19 protein-coding genes are annotated in these 20,373 nt (G+C 38.8%); 6 read left to right on the top strand and 13 right to left on the bottom strand.

All coding sequences use genetic code 11. The features are described from left to right. Window positions 1-22: 22 nt before the first annotated feature. The 12 genes from K8P02_RS10670 to K8P02_RS10725 all read right to left on the bottom strand — a co-directional run bounded on the left by K8P02_RS10670 (window position 23) and on the right by K8P02_RS10725 (window position 12,719). Window positions 23-1,066: an NAD-dependent epimerase/dehydratase family protein gene (locus K8P02_RS10670; protein ID WP_223382322.1), complete on the bottom strand. Its 1,044-nt coding sequence runs from the start codon at window positions 1,064-1,066 to the stop codon at window positions 23-25. Then, entirely contained in the window at window positions 1,063-1,827 is a 765-nt protein-coding gene (locus K8P02_RS10675; RefSeq protein ID WP_025867575.1) for a glycosyltransferase family 2 protein, read from the bottom strand. Before K8P02_RS10675 ends, K8P02_RS10670 begins: the two co-directional genes overlap by 4 nt. Before the next feature lie 26 nt (window positions 1,828-1,853). Next, complete coding sequence (locus tag K8P02_RS10680; RefSeq protein ID WP_081768143.1) at window positions 1,854-2,957, bottom strand: glycosyltransferase family 4 protein; 1,104 nt, start codon at window positions 2,955-2,957, stop codon at window positions 1,854-1,856. Between the two features lie 105 nt (window positions 2,958-3,062). After that, a complete protein-coding gene (locus K8P02_RS10685; protein WP_155921465.1) occupies window positions 3,063-4,283 on the bottom strand; it encodes a hypothetical protein in 1,221 nt (406 codons plus the stop codon). A gap of 100 nt (window positions 4,284-4,383) precedes the next feature. Beyond that, window positions 4,384-5,592, bottom strand: coding sequence for a glycosyltransferase family 4 protein (locus tag K8P02_RS10690; RefSeq protein WP_025867572.1), 1,209 nt, complete (start codon window positions 5,590-5,592; stop codon window positions 4,384-4,386). A gap of 9 nt (window positions 5,593-5,601) precedes the next feature. After that, window positions 5,602-6,795, bottom strand: a complete 1,194-nt coding sequence (locus tag K8P02_RS10695) for a hypothetical protein (RefSeq protein WP_223382324.1) — start codon at window positions 6,793-6,795, stop codon at window positions 5,602-5,604. After that, on the bottom strand, window positions 6,792-8,234 hold the full coding sequence (locus K8P02_RS10700; protein ID WP_223382326.1) for a lipopolysaccharide biosynthesis protein: 1,443 nt from the start codon (window positions 8,232-8,234) through the stop codon (window positions 6,792-6,794). The genes K8P02_RS10695 and K8P02_RS10700 overlap by 4 nt, the downstream gene beginning before the upstream one ends. Next, window positions 8,227-9,324 (bottom strand): glycosyltransferase, encoded by a 1,098-nt coding sequence (locus tag K8P02_RS10705; protein WP_025867569.1) that lies wholly within the window; start codon window positions 9,322-9,324, stop codon window positions 8,227-8,229. Before K8P02_RS10705 ends, K8P02_RS10700 begins: the two co-directional genes overlap by 8 nt. Before the next feature lie 9 nt (window positions 9,325-9,333). Then, on the bottom strand, window positions 9,334-10,596 hold the full coding sequence (locus tag K8P02_RS10710) for a nucleotide sugar dehydrogenase (protein ID WP_025867568.1): 1,263 nt from the start codon (window positions 10,594-10,596) through the stop codon (window positions 9,334-9,336). 22 nt (window positions 10,597-10,618) lie between these two features. Continuing rightward, complete coding sequence (locus K8P02_RS10715) at window positions 10,619-11,590, bottom strand: SDR family oxidoreductase (RefSeq protein ID WP_025867567.1); 972 nt, start codon at window positions 11,588-11,590, stop codon at window positions 10,619-10,621. Between the two features lie 84 nt (window positions 11,591-11,674). Then, window positions 11,675-12,163 (bottom strand): UpxZ family transcription anti-terminator antagonist, encoded by a 489-nt coding sequence (locus K8P02_RS10720; RefSeq protein ID WP_223382328.1) that lies wholly within the window; start codon window positions 12,161-12,163, stop codon window positions 11,675-11,677. A gap of 19 nt (window positions 12,164-12,182) precedes the next feature. Further along, complete coding sequence (locus tag K8P02_RS10725) at window positions 12,183-12,719, bottom strand: UpxY family transcription antiterminator (protein WP_122200643.1); 537 nt, start codon at window positions 12,717-12,719, stop codon at window positions 12,183-12,185. A gap of 754 nt (window positions 12,720-13,473) precedes the next feature. Between K8P02_RS10725 and K8P02_RS10730 the strand changes: the two genes are divergently transcribed. Continuing rightward, window positions 13,474-13,821: a hypothetical protein gene (locus K8P02_RS10730; RefSeq protein WP_025868328.1), complete on the top strand. Its 348-nt coding sequence runs from the start codon at window positions 13,474-13,476 to the stop codon at window positions 13,819-13,821. 141 nt (window positions 13,822-13,962) lie between these two features. Further along, window positions 13,963-16,188 carry a VapE domain-containing protein gene (locus tag K8P02_RS10735; RefSeq protein WP_223382330.1) on the top strand — a complete coding sequence of 742 codons (2,226 nt, stop codon included), beginning with the start codon at window positions 13,963-13,965 and terminating at the stop codon, window positions 16,186-16,188. Between the two features lie 263 nt (window positions 16,189-16,451). On the opposite strand, the gene K8P02_RS10740 is transcribed toward K8P02_RS10735, so the two are convergent. Further along, window positions 16,452-16,688, bottom strand: a complete 237-nt coding sequence (locus K8P02_RS10740) for a DUF4248 domain-containing protein (RefSeq protein ID WP_007486702.1) — start codon at window positions 16,686-16,688, stop codon at window positions 16,452-16,454. Between the two features lie 277 nt (window positions 16,689-16,965). Between K8P02_RS10740 and tnpA the strand changes: the two genes are divergently transcribed. From tnpA to K8P02_RS10760, 4 genes are all read left to right on the top strand, one after another. Continuing rightward, window positions 16,966-17,322 carry an IS66 family insertion sequence element accessory protein TnpA gene (tnpA, locus tag K8P02_RS10745; RefSeq protein ID WP_025868341.1) on the top strand — a complete coding sequence of 119 codons (357 nt, stop codon included), beginning with the start codon at window positions 16,966-16,968 and terminating at the stop codon, window positions 17,320-17,322. Window positions 17,323-17,325: 3 nt separating this feature from the next. After that, window positions 17,326-17,691 (top strand): IS66 family insertion sequence element accessory protein TnpB, encoded by a 366-nt coding sequence (gene tnpB / locus K8P02_RS10750; RefSeq protein ID WP_025868342.1) that lies wholly within the window; start codon window positions 17,326-17,328, stop codon window positions 17,689-17,691. Window positions 17,692-17,766: 75 nt separating this feature from the next. Next, window positions 17,767-19,440 carry an IS66 family transposase gene (gene tnpC / locus K8P02_RS10755; RefSeq protein ID WP_032542125.1) on the top strand — a complete coding sequence of 558 codons (1,674 nt, stop codon included), beginning with the start codon at window positions 17,767-17,769 and terminating at the stop codon, window positions 19,438-19,440. Window positions 19,441-19,866: 426 nt separating this feature from the next. Then, window positions 19,867-20,331, top strand: coding sequence for an HU family DNA-binding protein (locus K8P02_RS10760; protein WP_025867616.1), 465 nt, complete (start codon window positions 19,867-19,869; stop codon window positions 20,329-20,331). Window positions 20,332-20,373: the final 42 nt, after the last annotated feature.

A 20,373-nucleotide genomic window follows, 5' to 3' on the forward strand; every position in this document is an offset into this window, starting at 1 on the left:
TCGTAAATCGTCCAATTGTAAATCATTCAAAGGACTTTATTGTCTTTATCAGTCCTTCTTTTGCAGTAACAGGCATTTTATCTATCCCCAAAGCTGCTTTTATCTTTGCGTTACTTACTACATAATTCTCCGTTAGCTTCCGAAGCCGTTCTGTATTCAAAGGCAGATGAAATAAAGTACCAATCCCGGCACATCCTTCCATTATCCCCCTATTTATTTTCCAAATGCGAGATTTCTTTCCCATTACTTCACATATAATAGTTATCAGTTCATTAGTAGACATCGCTTCATCATCCCCCATATGATAGATACCACCCGGAACGTCTTTCGTCAATAGTCCTTCTACCACGTAGCAAAGATTATCTATCGAAGTAAACGAACGACGATTCTCAAAAGCTCCCAAAGGCCACGGAATGCCTTTCTTCACCACATTATAAAGCAAATTCAGGTTCCCTTTATTTCCCGGCCCATGTATCATACAAGGTCTTAATATATAAACCTGCTTGTTCAATTGACAGTGGACAGTGGACAATTGACAATTAGCTGCGCTATCATGCTGCATAGCAACTGTCAATTGTCCATTGTCAACTGTCAATTGTTCACCATCAACTGTCAATTTATTAATAATGTACTCTTCTGCCCTGATTTTACTTTCTCCATAAGGACCAACAGGAGTTGGAATAACATCCTCGGTGAGTATATCCCCCACAACGCTATCGGCAGCAGCTTTTACAGAACTGAAAAAGATAAATTTCTTGGCAGAAGATTGAAGAAAGAAATCAAAAATTTTCTGAGTTAAGCCGGTGTTGATATCAAAATAAGATTGGGCAATTGATTGATTTTTCGTGTCATGAGCTTTACCTGCAAGATGAATGATAGCATCAAATTGAGGTAGTTTTTGAAATAAGGAACAAGATGCTTCTATCTCTTTCCAAAGAAAAGTTTTCATCACTCCCTCTTTCTCGGGAGCAATGATATCAAGGCCGTAAAGAGTATGATGAACTTTTAAAGCCATAATAAGATTGGAACCCACAAAACCATGAGCACCGGTAATAAGTATATTCATTCTTTTACCAATAACAATTCAAATACTTTCACTAAATACTTCAAGAATAAAAGCGGCATGCAAGTCCAAATACCATTTTCTTTACAAGCTCTGACTATCTCTTTATTCAATAAAATATTGCTTCTTATAGATGCGGTACTGGTACCCCCTGTACGCATTTTCATAAAATCGAATGGCAAATATTGACTTTTCAATTGATGTACATACAAGAAACGAATAAGGAGCTCATAATCAGCAGCTATTTTATAATCGGTCTTATAGTAACCAAACTCTTCAAAATATTTTCGATAAGTGAAAAAAGTGGGATGAGCAGGCATAAAACCAAATCGAAATATCTCAGGAGTAAACCTCTTAGAAGAGTAATAACGTACTGTTTTATCTAAATTCTGAGGATTTACAAAACGCACGTCTCCATAAACAGCTTGTATATCATCATTCTTGAAGGCTTCAGAAACCTTCATTACAGTATCCTTTCTATGATAAAAATCATCCGAGTTAATAATGCCGATAATATCTCCGGTAGCCATCCGGATACCTTTATTCATGGCATCATAAAGACCTTTATCTTTCTCACTGATCCATTTTAGTTGGCCATGAAACAAAGGTTCATACTCTTTTATTATATCAATGGTTTTATCTTGAGAACAGCCATCTACAATAATATATTCAATATCCGGATAAGTCTGAGATAAAACAGATTGAATGGTATCACGAAGAGTTCGGTAACTATTAAAAGTTACGGTAACTAAAGAAATTTTCATCAAAAACAGTCTGATTCTATTAAATTTTATCTCTCATACCACACCTTTTGATATTGTGAGAATATCGATTTCATGGTATAGCATGCCAGTACTTTTCTCTTTCCGTTAATAGCATAATCAAGATGATTATCAACACCGGAAAACTTATCAAGCACTTCTATTATTGCATCCGCCGATTTTGCTTCAAAACATATCCCAGCAGCCTGTTCACTATCCGCATCTATCATATCCCGAATGGCTCCTACCGGAGTAGCCAACACCGGACACCCCATCGCCATCGCCTCAAGTACTACATTAGGGAATCCCTCTGTATAAGATGGTAGTATGATAGCATCGGCCTTGCTCATATATTCAAGTACTACCTCCGATGGTTGATTACCCAAGAGACAAAACCAGTCACCCTCTCTCCGTTGGGAAATAGTCAACAAATCATTTTTTATTTTTTCATCATAAGGACCTATCATAGTCAAATGAAACTCATTTCTCAATTGAGAAAAAGCATCTAATAATTCATATACTCCTTTAGTCCTTATTATCTGCCCTACAAAAACATAATGATTTTTTTGTTTCTCTTCCACATCTTGATTTGCCAACAAAGCTACTTTAGGCGAACAAGGATTACCTATGAGTCTTGTTTTACTTTCAAACCCGGTATCACATAAAGCCTTATAGGAAGGAGCATCTATAACAATAATCCGGTATGCATGTTTCATATTAAAGCATAACAAGTTCCATTCCCAGTTTTTGCGCTCACTTAATTCTGGTATCCGACCAAAACGATAATGAAAAATACATTTCGCCCTAAAACACTTGGCTATAATAAGATAAAACACATCTTTACATAGAGAAAGTGACCCTGGGGTAGCTATATGAATCACAGCAGGATGATGCTTTAAACATCCTGTAGTCAGCAAATAAAAGATACGTAAAGTATCCACTATTCCACTTATCAACCTATAAACCGGATGACGGGCTTTATTCGGACTTTTATACTTAATAGAACCGTCTACATGAATCACATTTTGAATATTCGCCTGCTGAATATACTCCAACATATTTTTAGTCCAACTTGTAATTCCTCCTGTAGGAAACAATGGAGATAAGAATATGACATTCCTTCTATTTCTCATCTTATCACTCTTGCAAGATTTCTTCCTATTACTACATGATCCGAGAAAGTTCCGGATACAACACTACCACCCCCAACAATAAATACACAAATCTGCCTCATCATTTCACAATTTCATAAATAAATAGGCAATACATAACATGAAGTAGATACCTAAACCTCTTTTTTGGTTCTTTACTATATAAAAAGGGTATCTTTCTTTTGCCATAACATAAAAAATATAGAGAACGGGATACATACAAATAAGTCGACGGGGGTTAATATTACTTGAATTCGCTAATAAAAAAAACAAAAAGATTAACACTGAAAGAATAAGAATATTAGGAAGTGATTTCCGATAATCCTTAAAACGAATAATTTGAATAACACAAAACCATACAACAAACCAAAACGCAGGAGCTATCATCTGTGTTAAACCGATAATTAACTGAGGGAAATCTTTAGCATCAGCCACTAAGTTCCATGAAGGAAAAGGAAACATTTGAGAATATAATATGATTACAAGTTCTTTTATCCCCGTAGGTAATCGATAAATATGTTTCCCCAACCCACCTTCCTCTGCTACCGCCTGAGTGGTATGTTGATAACGTTCTAAAGTTCCCTGAAAAGCCATTATATCAGGAATAATTAAAACACTCAAGCATAGCATTATAACAACACCTATGGTAATTAAACTATAACGAACAATTTTACTTCCTTTAGTTTGCTCGTATACATAAAGTAATGGCATAAAAAGCATGAATAGCCCATGTTCTACTCGAAAATAAAATGTAATAAAGGCCAATACACACAACACCAATAGCCGATAAAATTTAAAAGAAGAATATAACAAAGATAAACCAATTGTATATAATAGTGCGATATGTATATCCCTCAATATCCAAGGTGAATAATAAAATATATATGAACAAAAAACAAAAACAATTGTACTTTTAAAAGCCCTTTTCACAGAAACAAAAGTAGTTAATATACGGAAAACAAAGACAGGTATTAATGCTGCCAAAAATGAAACATTCAATATTTGAAAAAGAACATTATTACCTCCTAAACAATGATTCGCAAAATAGGAGGTGATACCTAAATAAAAATAAGCTCCTTGATTTTCTGTTAAGATAAGATATACCTGATCAGTAAAGCAACCATCAAAAATAGATTTCAAATTGGGGAGTCTTCCTAAATATTGACTCATTTCATAGAAATTCTCCTGATCAGGATATTGAAAGAATGAATTATTATTTATTGCATACGCCCAATACGCAAATAAGGCAAAAATAAAATATAATAAAGAAGACAATAAAAATATTTTCAGTGCCTTTTTCCTCTCCACTATCGTATCAAAAATAATATAAGATATACAGAAACAAGATAAAATAAAAAAAAGGTATAGCACCGCAATTGCAAAAAAAATCATTTTCTAAATAAGTCTGCTAAGCATATGTATCATCAATCAGTCTCTCCCAATTAAACTCATATTTCATTCTGTCGATATTGCTCAATGCAAACTTTTCCAACTCATCATTAGATTTATTACATATTGTCGCCATACTATTTGAGAGTTCTAAAACATCAAAAGCACATAATAATCCATTTTCTCCCTCTATAACCAACTCATTGGTGGCTGTCAAGATATTATTTCCATCAGATTTATAACCTACAACAGGTAACCCACACGACATGGCTTCTAAAAGTGTTTGCCCGAAAGCTTCATAACGCGAAGTCATCATGAAGCAATCGGATAAATTGTAAAATTCATAAGGATAAGAAGTTGCATCAAAAAATAGTATTCTATCAATCAGTTTCTTTTCTTTAACTATTTTTACCAATCTTGGTTTATCAGGTCCGTCTCCAACTATTAAAACTTTAGATTTTCTTTTTACTTCATCCGGCAAATTATCATAGGCCCAAATTACATCAGAAAAACCTTTTGCTTCAATAATTCGTCCCAAACATAGAAAAATAAATGTATTTTCCAAACCTCGTTCTATCTTACTTTTCCATCTGTTTTCCGGATCAAATTTAAAAACATTTGTGTCAACACCGGGTTTTACCACAGATACTGTTCTTCGGCTTACTAATTTATCTATTTGAGACTTCATATTTAAGCTAAAGGCAAAACAGTCCGCGCATCTATTAAAAGCTATATTTTGTAACCAAACGTCCAAACGGATATTCATATTTATCAAAAGCCACTCTTTAAACCTCTCCTTAAAAGAAAGCCCTTCTCTCCTCCTATCATTAAGCCCCTTAACCATACTTGGAACTATATAAGCAACATTCTCCATACCTGCCAATATTGCAGCACATACCATAATATGGTGGCGTGCTACAATTCGAACATTTTTTCCATATTTTTTTTTCAACTGCCGGTATCCAATCCAAGCTGAATAAACAGCAAACACGGAGTCAAGAAAGAAAAAAAGATTAACAGTATGAATTTTCCTGAAACGGTATATGTTTATTCGATTATTTCTTTCAAATAATGGTAACCGTTCATTTTTATTTTTAGATAGATCACTAACATAAATAACCGATTCATATCCCATCTCCAATGCAGATTGAGACATATAGTGAAGTGAGTTTTCAACTCCACCAATTATCGGTTTATATGTTAAATTTGCAAATATAATTACCTTCATAATGTATTTTCATTTTATATGACGGAGCAAATTTCGCATAAATAATAATCCCTTTTGCTTATGCTGTGCATGACTCTCCGGTCCGGAAAAATTATGTTTTTCCATATTAAGATAACAACTTTCAATAATATCATCAAAACCACATTGAATGTTTTGTTGATAGTAGCAGCAGAAAGTATTAAAAACCCAAGCATCCGAGCGAATCATATCTTTTTTTTCCTGTGGAATACCTTCAGTATTCAAAATCGGATAAAAATAAGTTCCATTCCATGCATTTTTCACTATCCAATTAATAATCTTCTTTATCAGATCATCTGCCCCATTTATTTTTTGTTTCAAACTTATCTGAGCCATCATTAATCCTGAAGCGACCGAGCATAAACCCCAGGTATGAATATAACCTTTAAAAAAAAGATCGCTATTGGTGTAAGGTGGTATCTCAAAGTCATCAGATAGAGAAATAATATGCTCAGAAGCATTTCTTATTATGTCTTCTTGAAGTGTATCAAAACTCACCATTTGTGCCAGCGAATGCATTTCAACTTGTTGCATTTGATGATAATAATCAATCTTACCCAGAAATTCAGTAGAAAGATCTGTCCGATCCTGCACCGGATAATACCAGAATTTTCCTGAATGGCTGTGAGTTGCAAACATGGATTTCTCAAGATAATTGATCATACCTTTATAAATGTCATTCAATTCCTGATCTTTAATTTTATATACACCTAAATAATATCCCAGAGCACCACAAGCAAACGACGTACCGTTATAAACCATTATTTCTTTTGTATTATATGGCGAATAAGGAATTGCAAAAATATTTTCTCCTTTTTTCCGGGCAAATTTCCTTATCCACTCTGCAGCTCTGGCAGCATAGGGTTCTATTTCATCATACTTATTAAAAACACGTGCATATTCCGTTAATGCCAATAACCCTACCAATTCAGGTGAAGTCGAATCTCCTTTCTTATGCAACATGCCAAAATTAAAATCATAACCAATATCAAATCCACCGTCCGGCCGTTGTATATGTTTCAATAGCGCTACGACTTTATCACAACGTTTCTCCCATTTACTTTCTTTTGTGGTCTCATACATTCTCAAACAGCCCAACAAAACCTCATAAATAGTTTGGCTACAATATTTTACATAAGGGAATGGAAACAACACCCTATATATCTTCAGTAATATTTTTTTCATTTTTTGTAGAAAAAAAGTAACGGTTTTATATTCACATTTAATATCTTCAACGAAAGCAGTACAGACAATAAATAAAGACACAAACGAATTACAAAAGCAATATCATAATGATTTAACGCAACAAAAAAACACAGAACAATAAATAAAACACCCAATGTTCTCATACTAAAAAGTCTTATCTTACATTGGTATATTAGCAGATAAATTAAATTTATTTGAGCAACGACAGTAGTAATTATAAAGGCAATAATTATACCTAAAATACCATATCGCGTTACAAATAATACAGATAATATAATTTGCAGAAGCACCATTATTGCATTCATTGTAAAATATGACCTGTTTTTTTCTTTTGCAATAATAATCATAGCATGTACATTTCCTAAGCTACCTATGAAATATCTTAATATCAATAATAAAAACCACCAATTATTGAGTGCTATTTTATTTGCAAACAGTCCTAAAACCTCTTTATTAAACAATATAAAAGTCAAAGCAATAGAAAAAGTCAAAAGAAGCGTATATTTAGCCACTTTATGATATTGTTTTGTCAACTGTGCATTTTCATCTTTTCCGTTACATCGCAAAAGTGACGCAAAAGTTGATTGAAAAACATTTCCAAGTTTTATAGGAATGAAAGTAACAAGACTGGCTATTTGAACGATTAAAAAATATTGTGCCAACTCATTAGCGCCTAGATAACTCAAAACGATAATCTGATCTACATATAAATATAAAAAAGTCAAAATTGTACCTAAGTGAATAAATATAGCTTGACTCCAATATCCTTGTGGTAAAAACCACTTAAACGAAACAGGTAATTTTTTACTTAGAGCAAAAATAGCCATACAAAAGACTATACACCAAACTGAACCTATTAAAAGAAAAAAACTGTTTAACTCGTTTCCCTTGAAGTAAGAAAAATATCCTCCTAAAACCAAGAGTAAAAAAGTGGTAACAGCAAAAATCTGACTATTACTTAAGCATGCAGATAATTTATATTCGCGCAAACCGATAAGGGCACTAACAGCAACTTGAGCCAATCCAAAAAAGAAAGTAAAAAAGAACATTATCCACCAATTAGAAATTCTTAATTCTCCAATAATCTCTTTCGGTAAATACGGATATAAATAATAAAATATTAAGAACATTACTAACATTAGTACTATGGAATTTACATAGCTACTAACTACAAATCGAAATTGCTTTGCTTTTTCATCTATTTTAGGTAAAAAAGTAGAATATACATTAGTCGCCCCAAAAATAAAGAATGTACTTATCAAGCCTATCAGTATGTTTATCAAAGCAAAAGCAGATACTGCTTCTACACTTATCTTAGACAATAACCAATTTCTCAGATAACCTAATGGAAGGGATAAAATAGAAAAAAAGGAAAAAAACAGTACCCCTAATTTCAGTCTACTTATATCTTTATGCATTATTATATAAATTCTCGAGTTGTTGCATCATTTTTTCTATAGAATAGCCAGCATTGGATATGAATATACTCATATCTTTTCTCACATTAACTTCTGCCATACACAGAATTTTTTCAGCCCACACTTGCGGGTGTGCATCTAATGATTCAAATTCTAAAAGGTTTGTAATCTTCACTTCCCTAGGAACCTTATCTGACGCTAAACACGGTAAAGATGATGCTTGTGCTTCTATAGCCACAATTCCCAAACCTTCATATAAGGATGGAAAAATAAAAGCATCCATAGCTTGCATATAAGAAGGAATGTCATAACATGAACCTGCAAATATTACATTAGACAACAGTCCTAATTCTACCACCTTACTTCTAATTTCCTCCAATAAACTTCCCCCTCCGACTAATAGTAATTTAGAATTTTTATTTACCTTAATGAGCTCACAAAAAACAGCAAGAATAAATGAATGATTTTTAACCAAATCAAATCTCCCAACATGTCCTAATACAAATTCATCATCAATATTCAAATCTGAACGTTTCTGTTTCCGTATAGATTCATCAACAACATACCTTTTTACATCTATAGAGTTAGGTATTATTCGGGTCGATGAAATAGAATAATATCTATTTATTTTTGCCAATTGTGTATTATTCAATGCTATAGGGACAATATGACTAAAACGGAAAGCAATCTTATTAAAAAAACGATCCACCAACCCCTTATTCTCAGACTCGATTATGCTATGAAACGTATAAAAATATTTAATTCGTTTATTCAAACCTATCATCGCAGGTATTATATATTTCATTGTCCTTAAATGACAGTGAACTACATTAGGATCAAATGCTTTTATTTGTTTACGGATTTTTAAAATAATTCCAAAATCATATCCTAAATGTTTATCCAAATAAATAACATCCAATCCTTCTTTACTTATTTGCTTGTTATAAATTGTATTTCTATCTGCATATAAAGAAATTGCTCGAAACTGAATATTTGTACTCTCTGCAGATTGCAAATAGGTCAATACCACTTTTTCAGCTCCTCCAACGTCGAATGATGGTATAATATGTAGAACTCTTAATTTCGTCATTTGGACCTACTATAAACTTCCATCAATAATGTTTTTATTTATGAAACCTTTCACATCGTAAATAACATGAACATCATTCACTAACGACATGATATCCAAATCAGAGAATTCTTTATGTGCCACAGCTAAAATAACAGCATTGTATTTCGCAGAAGGCAATTCATTGATAACTTCTATACCATATTCATGCTGTGCAATAACCGGATTGGCCCAAGGATCATAAACTGTAATATCAATATGATACGTTTGTAATGTTTTATAAATATCAATAACCTTCGTATTACGTACATCCGGACAATTCTCTTTAAAGGTAAAACCAAGTATTAATATGCTGGAATTCAATACCTGAATACCTTTCTTTAACATAAATTTCACCACTTGGTTGGCTACATATTCTCCCATACCATCATTCATCCTACGTCCTGCAAGAATAATCTCAGGATTATAACCGTAGCGCTGTGCACATTGGGCCAAATAATAAGGATCTACACCAATGCAATGACCACCCACCAAACCGGGTTTAAAAGGTAAGAAGTTCCACTTAGTACTTGCAGCTTCAAGTACATCCAATGTGTTAATACCCATACGAGTGAATATCTTAGACAATTCGTTTACGAAAGCAATATTAATATCACGCTGTGAGTTTTCAATCACCTTTGCAGCTTCAGCCACTCGCATGGTAGGTGCCAAATGTGTGCCGGCAGTTACAACAGAAGCATATACTGCGTCTACTCTTTTCCCTACCTCAGGAGTAGAGCCCGAAGTTACTTTCTTGATTTTCTCTACCGTATGGAGTTTATCACCCGGATTAATACGTTCGGGAGAATAGCCGGCAAAGAAATCTTCATTGAATTTCAAGCCAGACACCTTTTCTACCACCGGAATACATTCGTCTTCGGTAACACCCGGGTAGACAGTTGATTCATAAACAACGATATCTCCTTTGGAAATCACTTTACCTACAGTGGTACTCGCACCATAAAGAGGTGTCAGATCGGGATTGTTATTTACATCGACAGGAGTGGGAACTGCCACTACATAAAAATTACAATCTCTGATATCTTCTATATCAGAGGTACAGGTGAAACCACCGGCAATGGCAGATTGCAACAGTTCGTCACTTACCTCAAGCGTAGAATCATGTCCTGCCATTAGAGCCTCTACCCGCTTTGAATTCATATCAAAACCAACCGTTTTGTATTTTGTTGAAAATAATCTTGCCAACGGCAAGCCAACATAACCTAAGCCGATCACACAAATTTTAGTATCCATATATGTATCATCTATGTTTTATCTATTTCAAGTTCTCCCAATACCAGGCAACCGCTTCTTTCAATCCGTTACGCATACTATATTGTGGGGTATAGTTAAGAAGAGCCTTGGCTTTGTCTATACATGCCAAAGAATGAGGGATATCGCCTATTCGATTAGGACCATGCAGTATTTCGATATTGGCTATTTCCGGATCAAAATCACTTAGAAACTCTTTTAAATAATCAACCAATTGATTTAAAGTGGTACGTTCTCCAAAAGCTGTATTGTATACCTGATTAACCGCTTCAGAAGAGATAGTTTCCAATGCCAACAGGTTCATCTGCACCACGTTCTTGATGTAAGTAAAATCGCGGCTATACTCTCCGTCACCATTAATAACCGGCGATTCATGATTCATCAATTTCTTTACAAAAAGAGGAATCACAGCAGCATATGCTCCGTTGGGATCTTGTCTTCGACCAAATACGTTGAAGTATCTCAAACCAATGCACTCCATACCATAAGTTTTGGCAAAGACATCGGCATAAAGTTCGTTTACATATTTAGTAATCGCATAAGGAGAGAGAGGCTTACCTATCACATCTTCTACTTTCGGAAGGCTTTTGCTATCACCATAAGTAGAAGAACTGGCTGCATAGACAAAGCGTTTCACGCCTGCATCTCTGGCAGCAACCAGCATATTCAGGAAACCGGAGATGTTCACTTCGTTGGTAGCGACAGGGTCTTTTATAGAACGGGGAACCGAGCCAAGAGCCGCTTCGTGTAGAACGTACTCATTACCTTCCACTGCTTTCCGGCAATCTTCCAATTTGCGTATATCACCTACAATTAATTTAAATGTAATAGGGTATTTATCAATCAAGGGTAACAAATTCTCAATATGACCTGTCATAAAATTATCCAAACAAGTCACCTGATTACCATCCTCAAGTAACGCCTCACATAAATTAGAGCCAATAAATCCGGCTCCACCTGTTATTAAAACATTCATTGCTATTCAATAAAACTTTCTTTGTATATTTTTCCGATTTTTCAGCTCTTCAATGGGAATTCGATATAACTATGCATACTATTTCTACTCGTCTATATATTCCCACGGATAAGGATTGTCCACCACATTCTGAAATTCTGTGATGGCTTCCTGCTCTTCAGCAGTAAGCGATGTGGAATCCAACGAAGCGATAATGGCACGGGCTTCATCCGCCAAAGGCTCATCAAACACTTCACCATAGCAGACGGTTAGCAGACGGAGCTTCAATAAGGAAGCGGGAAGGGCATCAAGAAGATCCCAACAACGGTCCAGAACTTCCTGAATGTGTTGCTGCTTTTCACCGTAATCGATGAAAGAGGCATTGTAACCCATCAGGAGAGCTAAGCAGACATGGGCCTGTTCTTCAAGGGTGGAGCCTTTGGCACCGGAGTCATACAAAGCGGTGGTCAAACGGTAAACCTCACTGTTACGACGGGACAAATCATCACTATAGATGGGACTATCGTCCATACCCAAATACATCAGTTCATGCGCAGCGCGCTGAAGAGAGGCGGCTTCTTCGGAAAGAGTCATACTATTTTAGGAATTTGAATTATTTAATTACTTCTATCAGATCCGGATGGATGGACGCCATGGCAACAGCGATGACACCCTGGATTTTTATGACCAGACGACGATCACGGGCACCCTTCACTTTCAGAAAAATGCCTTCCTGACCCTCGAAGTCACCACCCGTGACACGGACTTTAGTACCTTTGGACAAATTCAATTCATCAGGACGGAAGTAAAGGAGCTGCTCATGGTAAGTACCGGCCACGGCAATGAAACGTTGCATCTCTTGATCGGGGATGATTATCTTCTGACCGCTTCGGGTATCGGTGATGTACTGCAAATAAGCAACCATGGACTTGACACGTTTCACTTCGGAAGGACAGGCATGAACAAAAATCAAATTGTAGATGACGGGAACCAGGACACGGACTTTTTTCCCGTTTTTGATGCTTATTTTATATTGCATGGGAACGAAATAGTCGATATGTTCCTTCGCAAACAGTCGCATGGCATCAGGCTCTCTACGGTAGGTGGCACGCATGGCATACCAGACTTCGGTCTCTTTATCCGCTTCCATTTTTCTATGAGTAGTTCAAAAAAGGGTGTTCTTTCGGGGCTTTGAATATCTTATACACTATTGATATTCAATCACTTGCGACGCATTCGTGTAATATACAGCAATATTTGCATCTCTCTTTTCTAATAGTTTTCTGTAGTTGTTCATTAACTGACAGATAAAATACTATAAACGAGTCAGTTGAAAGCAAAAAGCGTTTCAATAGACGTTCGTTTAATGAAACACCAATTTGGGGAGATTTACGGCTGGGCATTCTTACAGAATAATGCATCAAATAACTAATTTTATCAATTACATAAACCGCTGAATATAAAGAATCTGCACCTTTAACTTTCAAAAACAAAAAAATATTTATAAGAATATTTTGTTATTCCAGATATACGTTTTAACTTTGTGCCATTAAACGAACGTCTATTGAAACACTTTTATAATTTCATCGACACCCCATTAGCATTTACCGGATTCTCCCCCCCTTTATACTCTTTTCCCTATAATAATGTACGCACGTGCTACACACGCACAGACGCGTATTTTCTTCTTTTTTTAAAAGAAAAATCCCCGTGTATTAAATAGAGGGTAGGGTACCCTACCCTCTATTTAATACACGGGGATATATTTTATAAATATTGAAGTTTTTCTCATAAAACTTGTATTCCATGCTAATAACCATTAATTTCGCATCGTAAATATTAATTTATGTTTTATTTTAAAACCATTATTAGACATTTATGATTAAAACTACAAATTTTAAAAAGTGACGGTAATAGATGGAAAAGTGTCCATTATTATCACAGAAGGAACGGAGATCGATACGGAACGTTTAGTTGCAAGCGTGAAACTGGCATTATCGGAAAAAATACCGATAGAAGATCAGAAAGAGAACATCTTAGAGGCATTTGCCAGGCAAGCGCATGAACAGAAAAAAAAGGATAAGAATCAGAATGTAAGAAAAATAGCAAGGATATTATCGTTGTTTTTCAAGTTCCCGAAAACAAAAGGGAAAGGCAATCTGAAAGAAGAAAGTGCCGAGGCGGAAATCTATAAATCCATCCGGGACATAGCCGAAGCGGAGGAAGAGGCACTCAACGATCCGAAACAATAAAAAGTTAAAAACAACCTTGGAAGATTAGGCTTTTTCACCGGAAAAGTCTAATCTTTTTTTTGAAATCTACTGTTTACCTTTGTACCGCTCAAGACAAACAAACATTGGGCACAAACAAACAGCTTAAAAAAAACGAATACCATGAAAGACATCACAATCACCACCTACAACGGTTACAGCACCGTGGCAGGAGAAACCACCCTCACGCAAGTGATAAAAGAGATACGGGAAGGGAAAAACCTGGCAATCGTACAACGGATAGAAAAGCTTGTACACCAAGGTGAGACGGAGAAAGCGGACCGGACAAAGAAGCAGCTACCCTACCTCACACTGACGGCCAATTACCACCAGGAGAGGTTAGCGTACAGTATCAAAAACTACAACCCGGTGATCACCATCGATATAGACAAACTGAAAGACGAGCAGATAGGCCCCCTACGCGAACGCATTGAAAGCGATCCGGACGTACTGGCGGATTTTCTCACTCCCAAACGACATGGATTCAAGGTATTTGTATACCTGCAATCGGCATGGGCCTGCAAAATGAGAAAGGCAACATTCTCAACCCGGGAGATCACATACGAGCAGTTGGAATATTACCACGCACAGATGTACAAGGCATGTCAGGAACACATTGAAATGCGGTTGGGAATACCCGTGGACAAAAGCGGAAAGGACATCGGACGGGGCTTCTTCACATCGTTCGATACGCAGGCTTATCTGAACACAGAGCTGATGGAAAAGATAGAGATGGTAGAAACGAGCATTATTCCTCCGGAAAAGAAGGAGAAAAAGCCCGGAAGGAAAAAGGAAAAGAGTAAAGGGCAGGCTTCTGAAGACGGAGAAACGGGCACAGTAGAACCCTGGGAGAAGTTAGAGTACAGAAAGGCATTACAAACCACCCGCCGCTCGGAGAAGTTCGAACCGGGAAACAGAAACACTTTTCTCTACACCTTAGGCAACCGATGCTACAAGAAGGGATTGAACGAGAAAAGCGTTCAGCAGTTGGTACGGCAGGATTTCGCAGAGGCAGAGATAGATATAGCCACCCCCATACACAACGCATACCTCTATACGAACAAGACCGAAGAAGCGGAAAAGAAAAAGGAGGATAAGAAACCGGTCATCACCCAGGTACTGGAATATCTGGAAGCACATTATGACATACGCAGAAATACGATATTGGAACGGTTGGAGTTTATCGACTTTGAGGAGAATGCGTCCGGGATGAAAGGAAAATACCGGCCACTGAGAAACAAGGACTACAACTCGATATTCGTAAACCTCCAAATGGCGGGCATATCCTGTTTCCAGAACTATCTCAAAGCGGTGATAGACTCGAATTATGCGAAGAACTTCAACCCGTTTGAGAGTTATTTCTACGGACTGAAACCCTGGAACAGGACTACGGACTACATCGGACAGTTAGCGGATACGGTGAAAACAAAGGACACGGACTTCTGGAAGGAGAGCCTGAGAAGATGGATCGTGGGTATGGTGGCATGCGCACTGAAGGAGGAGGCGGTGAACCAGTATGTGCTCATTCTATACAGCGAACAGGGAAAAGGAAAGAGCACCTGGATCAGGAAGTTGCTGCCACCCGAACTCGCAGAATATTACCGCAACGGGATGATAGACCCGGGAAACAAGGATGACCTGCTACTGCTGTCCAACCGGCTGCTCATCAACATGGAGGAGTTTGAAGGGGCGAAACAGGGAGACATAGCGGCATTGAAACGGATCATCACACAGGAGAGCGTGACGGAGCGGAAGGTGTACGACGTACAGGCGGAACGGTACACCCGCAGGGCATCGTTCATTGCCAGCACCAACAACCGACAGTGCATGCAGGACATGGGAGGAAACCGCAGGTTTCTGCTATCCGTACTCACGGAGATTGATTTCCACACACCGGTAGACTATGAAGGGGTATATGCACAGGCAATATATCTCTTACAGAACGGATACCGGTACTGGTACGAGGGAGATGAAATTACAGGACTGAACAAACGGAACGAACAGCACCGCATGAAGGAGCCGGTGGAGGAGAATCTGTACGTCTATTACCGGGCGGCTACCCCCACGGACATTGAGGTGAAATGGAGGCCTGCGGCAGCACTGATGGGAACCATCAGTTTGTACGGACGTATACAGGCGAACAGGCAGACACAGCAGGTACTGGTACAGGTGTTGGAAAGGGACGGATTCCCTAAAAGGATGAACGAAAGCGGAATAACGGAATACGCGGTGATAGAGTTCACACCCGATCAGGTGAGTGCGAACAGCAGGAGAGTTGAAGAAAAGGGAGAAGGGAGAATGGAGAAGGGAGAAGGAAAGGGAGAGAGACAGGAGGAGCTACCGTTTTGAGGAAGGGGATTCACCACAGAGTAACACGGAGTTTCACTGAGTTTTTATTATCCGGATAAAACGCAGATTAACGCAAATGATCACAGATTAAAATCCTGTTATTCTTTATCTTATACCTGTTTTTCTTTGCGAAAATCTGTGTTAATCTGCGTTTCAATTAGATAAGTATACATATCATGCCCCGTAACGTATATTCTAATGTAGCATGGAATATATTGTCACGGGGCATAATATATTAGGGCGTTTTATTTACAAATATTTTATCAGGGGGTATCGAGGTAGCGGACGATCAGGCTGACCTGACGGCGGGTATAGGAGTGGTCGTTCTTCCCTTCCCCACCCTGATAAAGGAGGCTATGGAGCTCTTTGTTCTTACGGATCCAACCCCGGAGCTTACACATGGCATAGGGAATGGGAAGGTTAGGGTGATACAGATGGGCAAGGTCGGCTTTGAGGTAGGACTTGACGACAAACTTCGTCTCTTCTTCATTTTCATTCATTACAATATGCTTTTTAGTTGTTTTTTCGTTCTTCAAATATAACAAATATTACGGACATCAGCAAGCTTATAACACAATATAAACAACTATGAATCAAAGTATTTGCAATACAGAATAATCTACAAAAAAGTACGTTCACCCACTCTTATGGAAGAGGTTATCTTTGTCACATCGGAAAGGAAAAGAAGCGCTGTTTCGTAAGTATTCGATAAACTCCCCCTTTCATTCTAAAAATGTGATGTTACTTTTGTAGCCAAAGTAAAAAAGCTCAATCGTTATGTCACATCAATGGACCATGGAAGATTTTGAATCTATTTATGCCCGTTTCAAGTCGAGCGGACTTTCAGTTATAGATTTTTGTTCGAATGAATGTATTCGTCCCAAACGTTTCTACGAGTGGCGTTCCAAGCTGTTGCGCAAAGGCGGCTTTATCCCGGTCAAGGTAAACAGTAAGGGGCAGGTCAGTCTTCCCCATAAGGAGAAATCCCTGCTGTCTGCACCTCCGGTCAGCCCGTCGCCAATTCCCCAGCCGCTATGTGAGATCTCCTATCCCAATGGCGTCACAGTCCGCTTGAACAGCCCTTTGTCACCGGAGGTATTGCAAACCCTGATATTTTTGAATTCAAACCGTTAGCCTATGTTTTCTTTGAATGAATCCAACAGATATTATCTTTACCCGTATCCGACAGACATGCGTAAGAGCTTTTATACGCTTAGCGGCATCGTGACCAACCAGATGGGAAAGAATGTACGGGACGGTGACGCTTTCATTTTTATCAATGCGAACTGTACCTGTATGAAAATCCTCCATATGGAATATGGTGGTCTGGTGATATACCACATGAAACTGGAACAGGGGCACTTCCATCTGCCGGTCATAAATACGGAGGAAGGTCGGATTAAAGCGATTGAAACCTTCTGGAATGACCTTGTGATGATGGTCCAGGGAATGGACGGCAGCAAGGTCAGGCGTTATAAAAGAAGTGGTTTCCATGGGTTGTAGTTGTAACAAATTATAACATATACAATGTCGTATTCCGGCTGTTTTTTAGTATCTTGGCATCATAATTAAACGATTATGCCAACCGATAAGGAATTACTGATAAAGGATCTCATGCACAAATGCGACTGTCTGTATAGAGAAAACAGCCGGTTGAAGGAGATGGTGTCCACGCAGCCCCTTGAAGCTGCGGACAAAGAGGCGTATGAGGCTTTATTGTCTGACAAGGATGCCATAATCGCCCAAAAGGAAGCAAAAATCAACAGTCTGGAACAACGTGTATCCTATCTTGAACGGCAGTTGTACGGGAAGAAGGCGGAAAAGTTCATAAAGCCTGACGCCCAGGACCGCTGGCTGGATTTTGAAGGCTTCGACATGCTTCCCCGGGAGGCTGAAGCCGCAGAGGAAGCGGAAAAGGAGCTGAAGGCTACCAGAGAAGCGATCATCGCCCGTAAAAAAGCGAGGAGGCAACATCCTACGAGAAAATCCCTTCCGGAAAATCTTGCGCGTGAGGAGGTTCATATATATCCCGAAGGGTATAATCCGGAGGAGTGGACGCTCCTTCCCGGAGAGGAAGTGACCGAGATCCTTATGCACGAGCCCGAGAAGTTCTATATCCGCAGGATAGTGCGCCATACAGCCAAACGGAAGGGGACGGACGAGTTCAGGACCGGCCCGCTTCCCGTCATGCCGATAGCAAAGAGCTATGCCTCCGCCTCATTGCTGGCAGACATGATGATAGGGAAATATGTGGATCACATACCGTTCCACAGACAACTGGAACAGTTCAAGCGTGTGGGGGTACACCTCCCCGCGTCAACGGTCAACGACTGGTTCAAGGATGTGGCGGATCTGCTAAGACCCCTGTACTTCCGATTATGGGATCTGGTGATGCAGACTGACTACATACAGTCGGATGAGACGACAATCCCCGTGATGAATGACGAGAGACACAAGACGGTCAAAGGTTATATCTGGCTTGTGCGCAGCGTCATGACCGGACGTCAGTTCTTTTACTATGACAAGGGTTCCCGAAGTGGAAAGGTGGTGCTGAAACTCTTCGGCAAGTTCCGGGGAGCCATACAGACGGACGGGTACGAAAGGTACGAGATGCTGGACGCCAAGAAAGGCATTATCCTTCTTGGCTGCTGGGCCCATGCGCGCAGATATTTTTGGGAGGCAAGAAAGAATGACACGCAGCGTGCCGACTATGCGCTCGAACAGATACAGCTGCTTTATGACGTGGAGCGCAAGGCTGACGATGAACGCCTGACCTATGAACAGAGGGCTGAACTTAGGACACGTCTTGCATATCCCATACTTGTGCGCTTCGAGAAATGGCTGGTCAATGAATATCCCAAAGTGATGAAAGGCAGTCCTATCGGAAAAGCCATAAAATATACATACGGAAGGTTCGACAAACTCTCCAGATACCATCTTGACGGTCGCTACAGACCGGATAATAACGAGATAGAAAATAAAGTGCGGCCTGTCGCGTGCGGCAGACGTAATTACCTGTTCTGTGGCAATAATGATGCCGCTGAAGATGCGGCGGTGCTCTACTCGTTCTTCGGCTGCTGCAAGGCTGCCGGGGCTGACTTCCGCACGTGGCTGATCTACTTCCTTGAACATGTACATGATTATGACGATGACTACTCGATGGATCTGGCCGAATTATTACCTGACAATCTGTTATCCGGTGGCAAGATATTATCCGTTACGCCACCGGAATCTCCCAAGAAAGACTCCTGATACCTTCATAAATCCCGCCTAAACACGGGAAAACTACCGTTTTATACCAATCAAGACGGGAAAATAGGGAATAAAGTGCCGTTTTTATCTTCATTATCCCCGATAAATAGGGAAAATAAGGGAAAGAATACCCTTTTATACCAATTATGGCGGGAAAGCAGGGATAAAAATACCGCTTTATCCCATTTATCACAGGAAAATAAGGGAAAAGGGGGGAAACTCCCTTTTATCCGCTCCATTAGTAGGAAAAATATCAACTTCTATAGAACCCTGCACATCTTTTGGTTGAATTGATGTAACAATAAATCATAGAACGATAAAATGAATAAACGATATTATGAACATACGTTACCCATTATACGAGGGAGTTTATCGAATACTTACGCTGTTTCCTACCGGTAAATCAAATTTTAAAACTAAAAAATCATGGGAGTACCTTTTAAAAAGATTGCAAGAAAAGACCCGAGAAAGGCGGATGCGGTGGAGAAGTTCTACCCGCAATTGGTGACCACGGGACCCAATGCGGATCTGGACGCAGTAGCGTTCAAAATGAAAGAGAAGAGTTCGCTTACATTAGGAGACATACAGAGTGTGTTGACCAACTTCGTAGAGGCGATGAGGGAAGTGTTGTACAGCGGACAGTCAGTCAATATCAAGAACTTCGGTGTGTTCAGCCTCTCGGCACGGACCTTAGGGACAGAAGATGTAAAAGAGTGCACCGCCAAGAACATCAAAGCGGTGAAAATAAATTTCCGACCTTCAACCAGCATCCGACCGGACATTACAACCACACGCGCCGGAGAGAAAATAGACTTCTATGACTTGGAAGCCTTGCTGAAGAAGAAAGAGGAAGAAGGGGGCGAAGGAGAGGGAGAAGACCCTTCAGTTTAAAGAACAATGGACAATGGACAGTTGACAATTGACAATGGACAA

Origin of the sequence: Bacteroides nordii, assembly GCF_019930665.1 — a bacterium.
Classification (GTDB): domain Bacteria; phylum Bacteroidota; class Bacteroidia; order Bacteroidales; family Bacteroidaceae; genus Bacteroides; species Bacteroides nordii.

What these genes read in the sequence shown, in the direction of transcription:
- K8P02_RS10670 (WP_223382322.1), bottom strand. Translation starts at nt 1,066, where the DNA reads ATGAATATACTTATTACCGGTGCTCATGGTTTTGTGGGTTCCAATCTT.
- K8P02_RS10675 (WP_025867575.1), bottom strand. Translation starts at nt 1,827, where the DNA reads ATGAAAATTTCTTTAGTTACCGTAACTTTTAATAGTTACCGAACTCTT.
- K8P02_RS10680 (WP_081768143.1), bottom strand. Translation starts at nt 2,957, where the DNA reads ATGAGAAATAGAAGGAATGTCATATTCTTATCTCCATTGTTTCCTACA.
- K8P02_RS10690 (WP_025867572.1), bottom strand. Translation starts at nt 5,592, where the DNA reads ATGAAGGTAATTATATTTGCAAATTTAACATATAAACCGATAATTGGT.
- K8P02_RS10695 (WP_223382324.1), bottom strand. Translation starts at nt 6,795, where the DNA reads ATGAAAAAAATATTACTGAAGATATATAGGGTGTTGTTTCCATTCCCT.
- K8P02_RS10700 (WP_223382326.1), bottom strand. Translation starts at nt 8,234, where the DNA reads ATGCATAAAGATATAAGTAGACTGAAATTAGGGGTACTGTTTTTTTCC.
- K8P02_RS10705 (WP_025867569.1), bottom strand. Translation starts at nt 9,324, where the DNA reads ATGACGAAATTAAGAGTTCTACATATTATACCATCATTCGACGTTGGA.
- K8P02_RS10710 (WP_025867568.1), bottom strand. Translation starts at nt 10,596, where the DNA reads ATGGATACTAAAATTTGTGTGATCGGCTTAGGTTATGTTGGCTTGCCG.
- K8P02_RS10715 (WP_025867567.1), bottom strand. Translation starts at nt 11,590, where the DNA reads ATGAATGTTTTAATAACAGGTGGAGCCGGATTTATTGGCTCTAATTTA.
- K8P02_RS10720 (WP_223382328.1), bottom strand. Translation starts at nt 12,163, where the DNA reads ATGACTCTTTCCGAAGAAGCCGCCTCTCTTCAGCGCGCTGCGCATGAA.
- K8P02_RS10725 (WP_122200643.1), bottom strand. Translation starts at nt 12,719, where the DNA reads ATGGAAGCGGATAAAGAGACCGAAGTCTGGTATGCCATGCGTGCCACC.
- K8P02_RS10735 (WP_223382330.1), top strand. Translation starts at nt 13,963, where the DNA reads ATGAAAGACATCACAATCACCACCTACAACGGTTACAGCACCGTGGCA.
- K8P02_RS10740 (WP_007486702.1), bottom strand. Translation starts at nt 16,688, where the DNA reads ATGAATGAAAATGAAGAAGAGACGAAGTTTGTCGTCAAGTCCTACCTC.
- tnpA (WP_025868341.1), top strand. Translation starts at nt 16,966, where the DNA reads ATGTCACATCAATGGACCATGGAAGATTTTGAATCTATTTATGCCCGT.
- tnpB (WP_025868342.1), top strand. Translation starts at nt 17,326, where the DNA reads ATGTTTTCTTTGAATGAATCCAACAGATATTATCTTTACCCGTATCCG.
- tnpC (WP_032542125.1), top strand. Translation starts at nt 17,767, where the DNA reads ATGCCAACCGATAAGGAATTACTGATAAAGGATCTCATGCACAAATGC.
- K8P02_RS10760 (WP_025867616.1), top strand. Translation starts at nt 19,867, where the DNA reads ATGGGAGTACCTTTTAAAAAGATTGCAAGAAAAGACCCGAGAAAGGCG.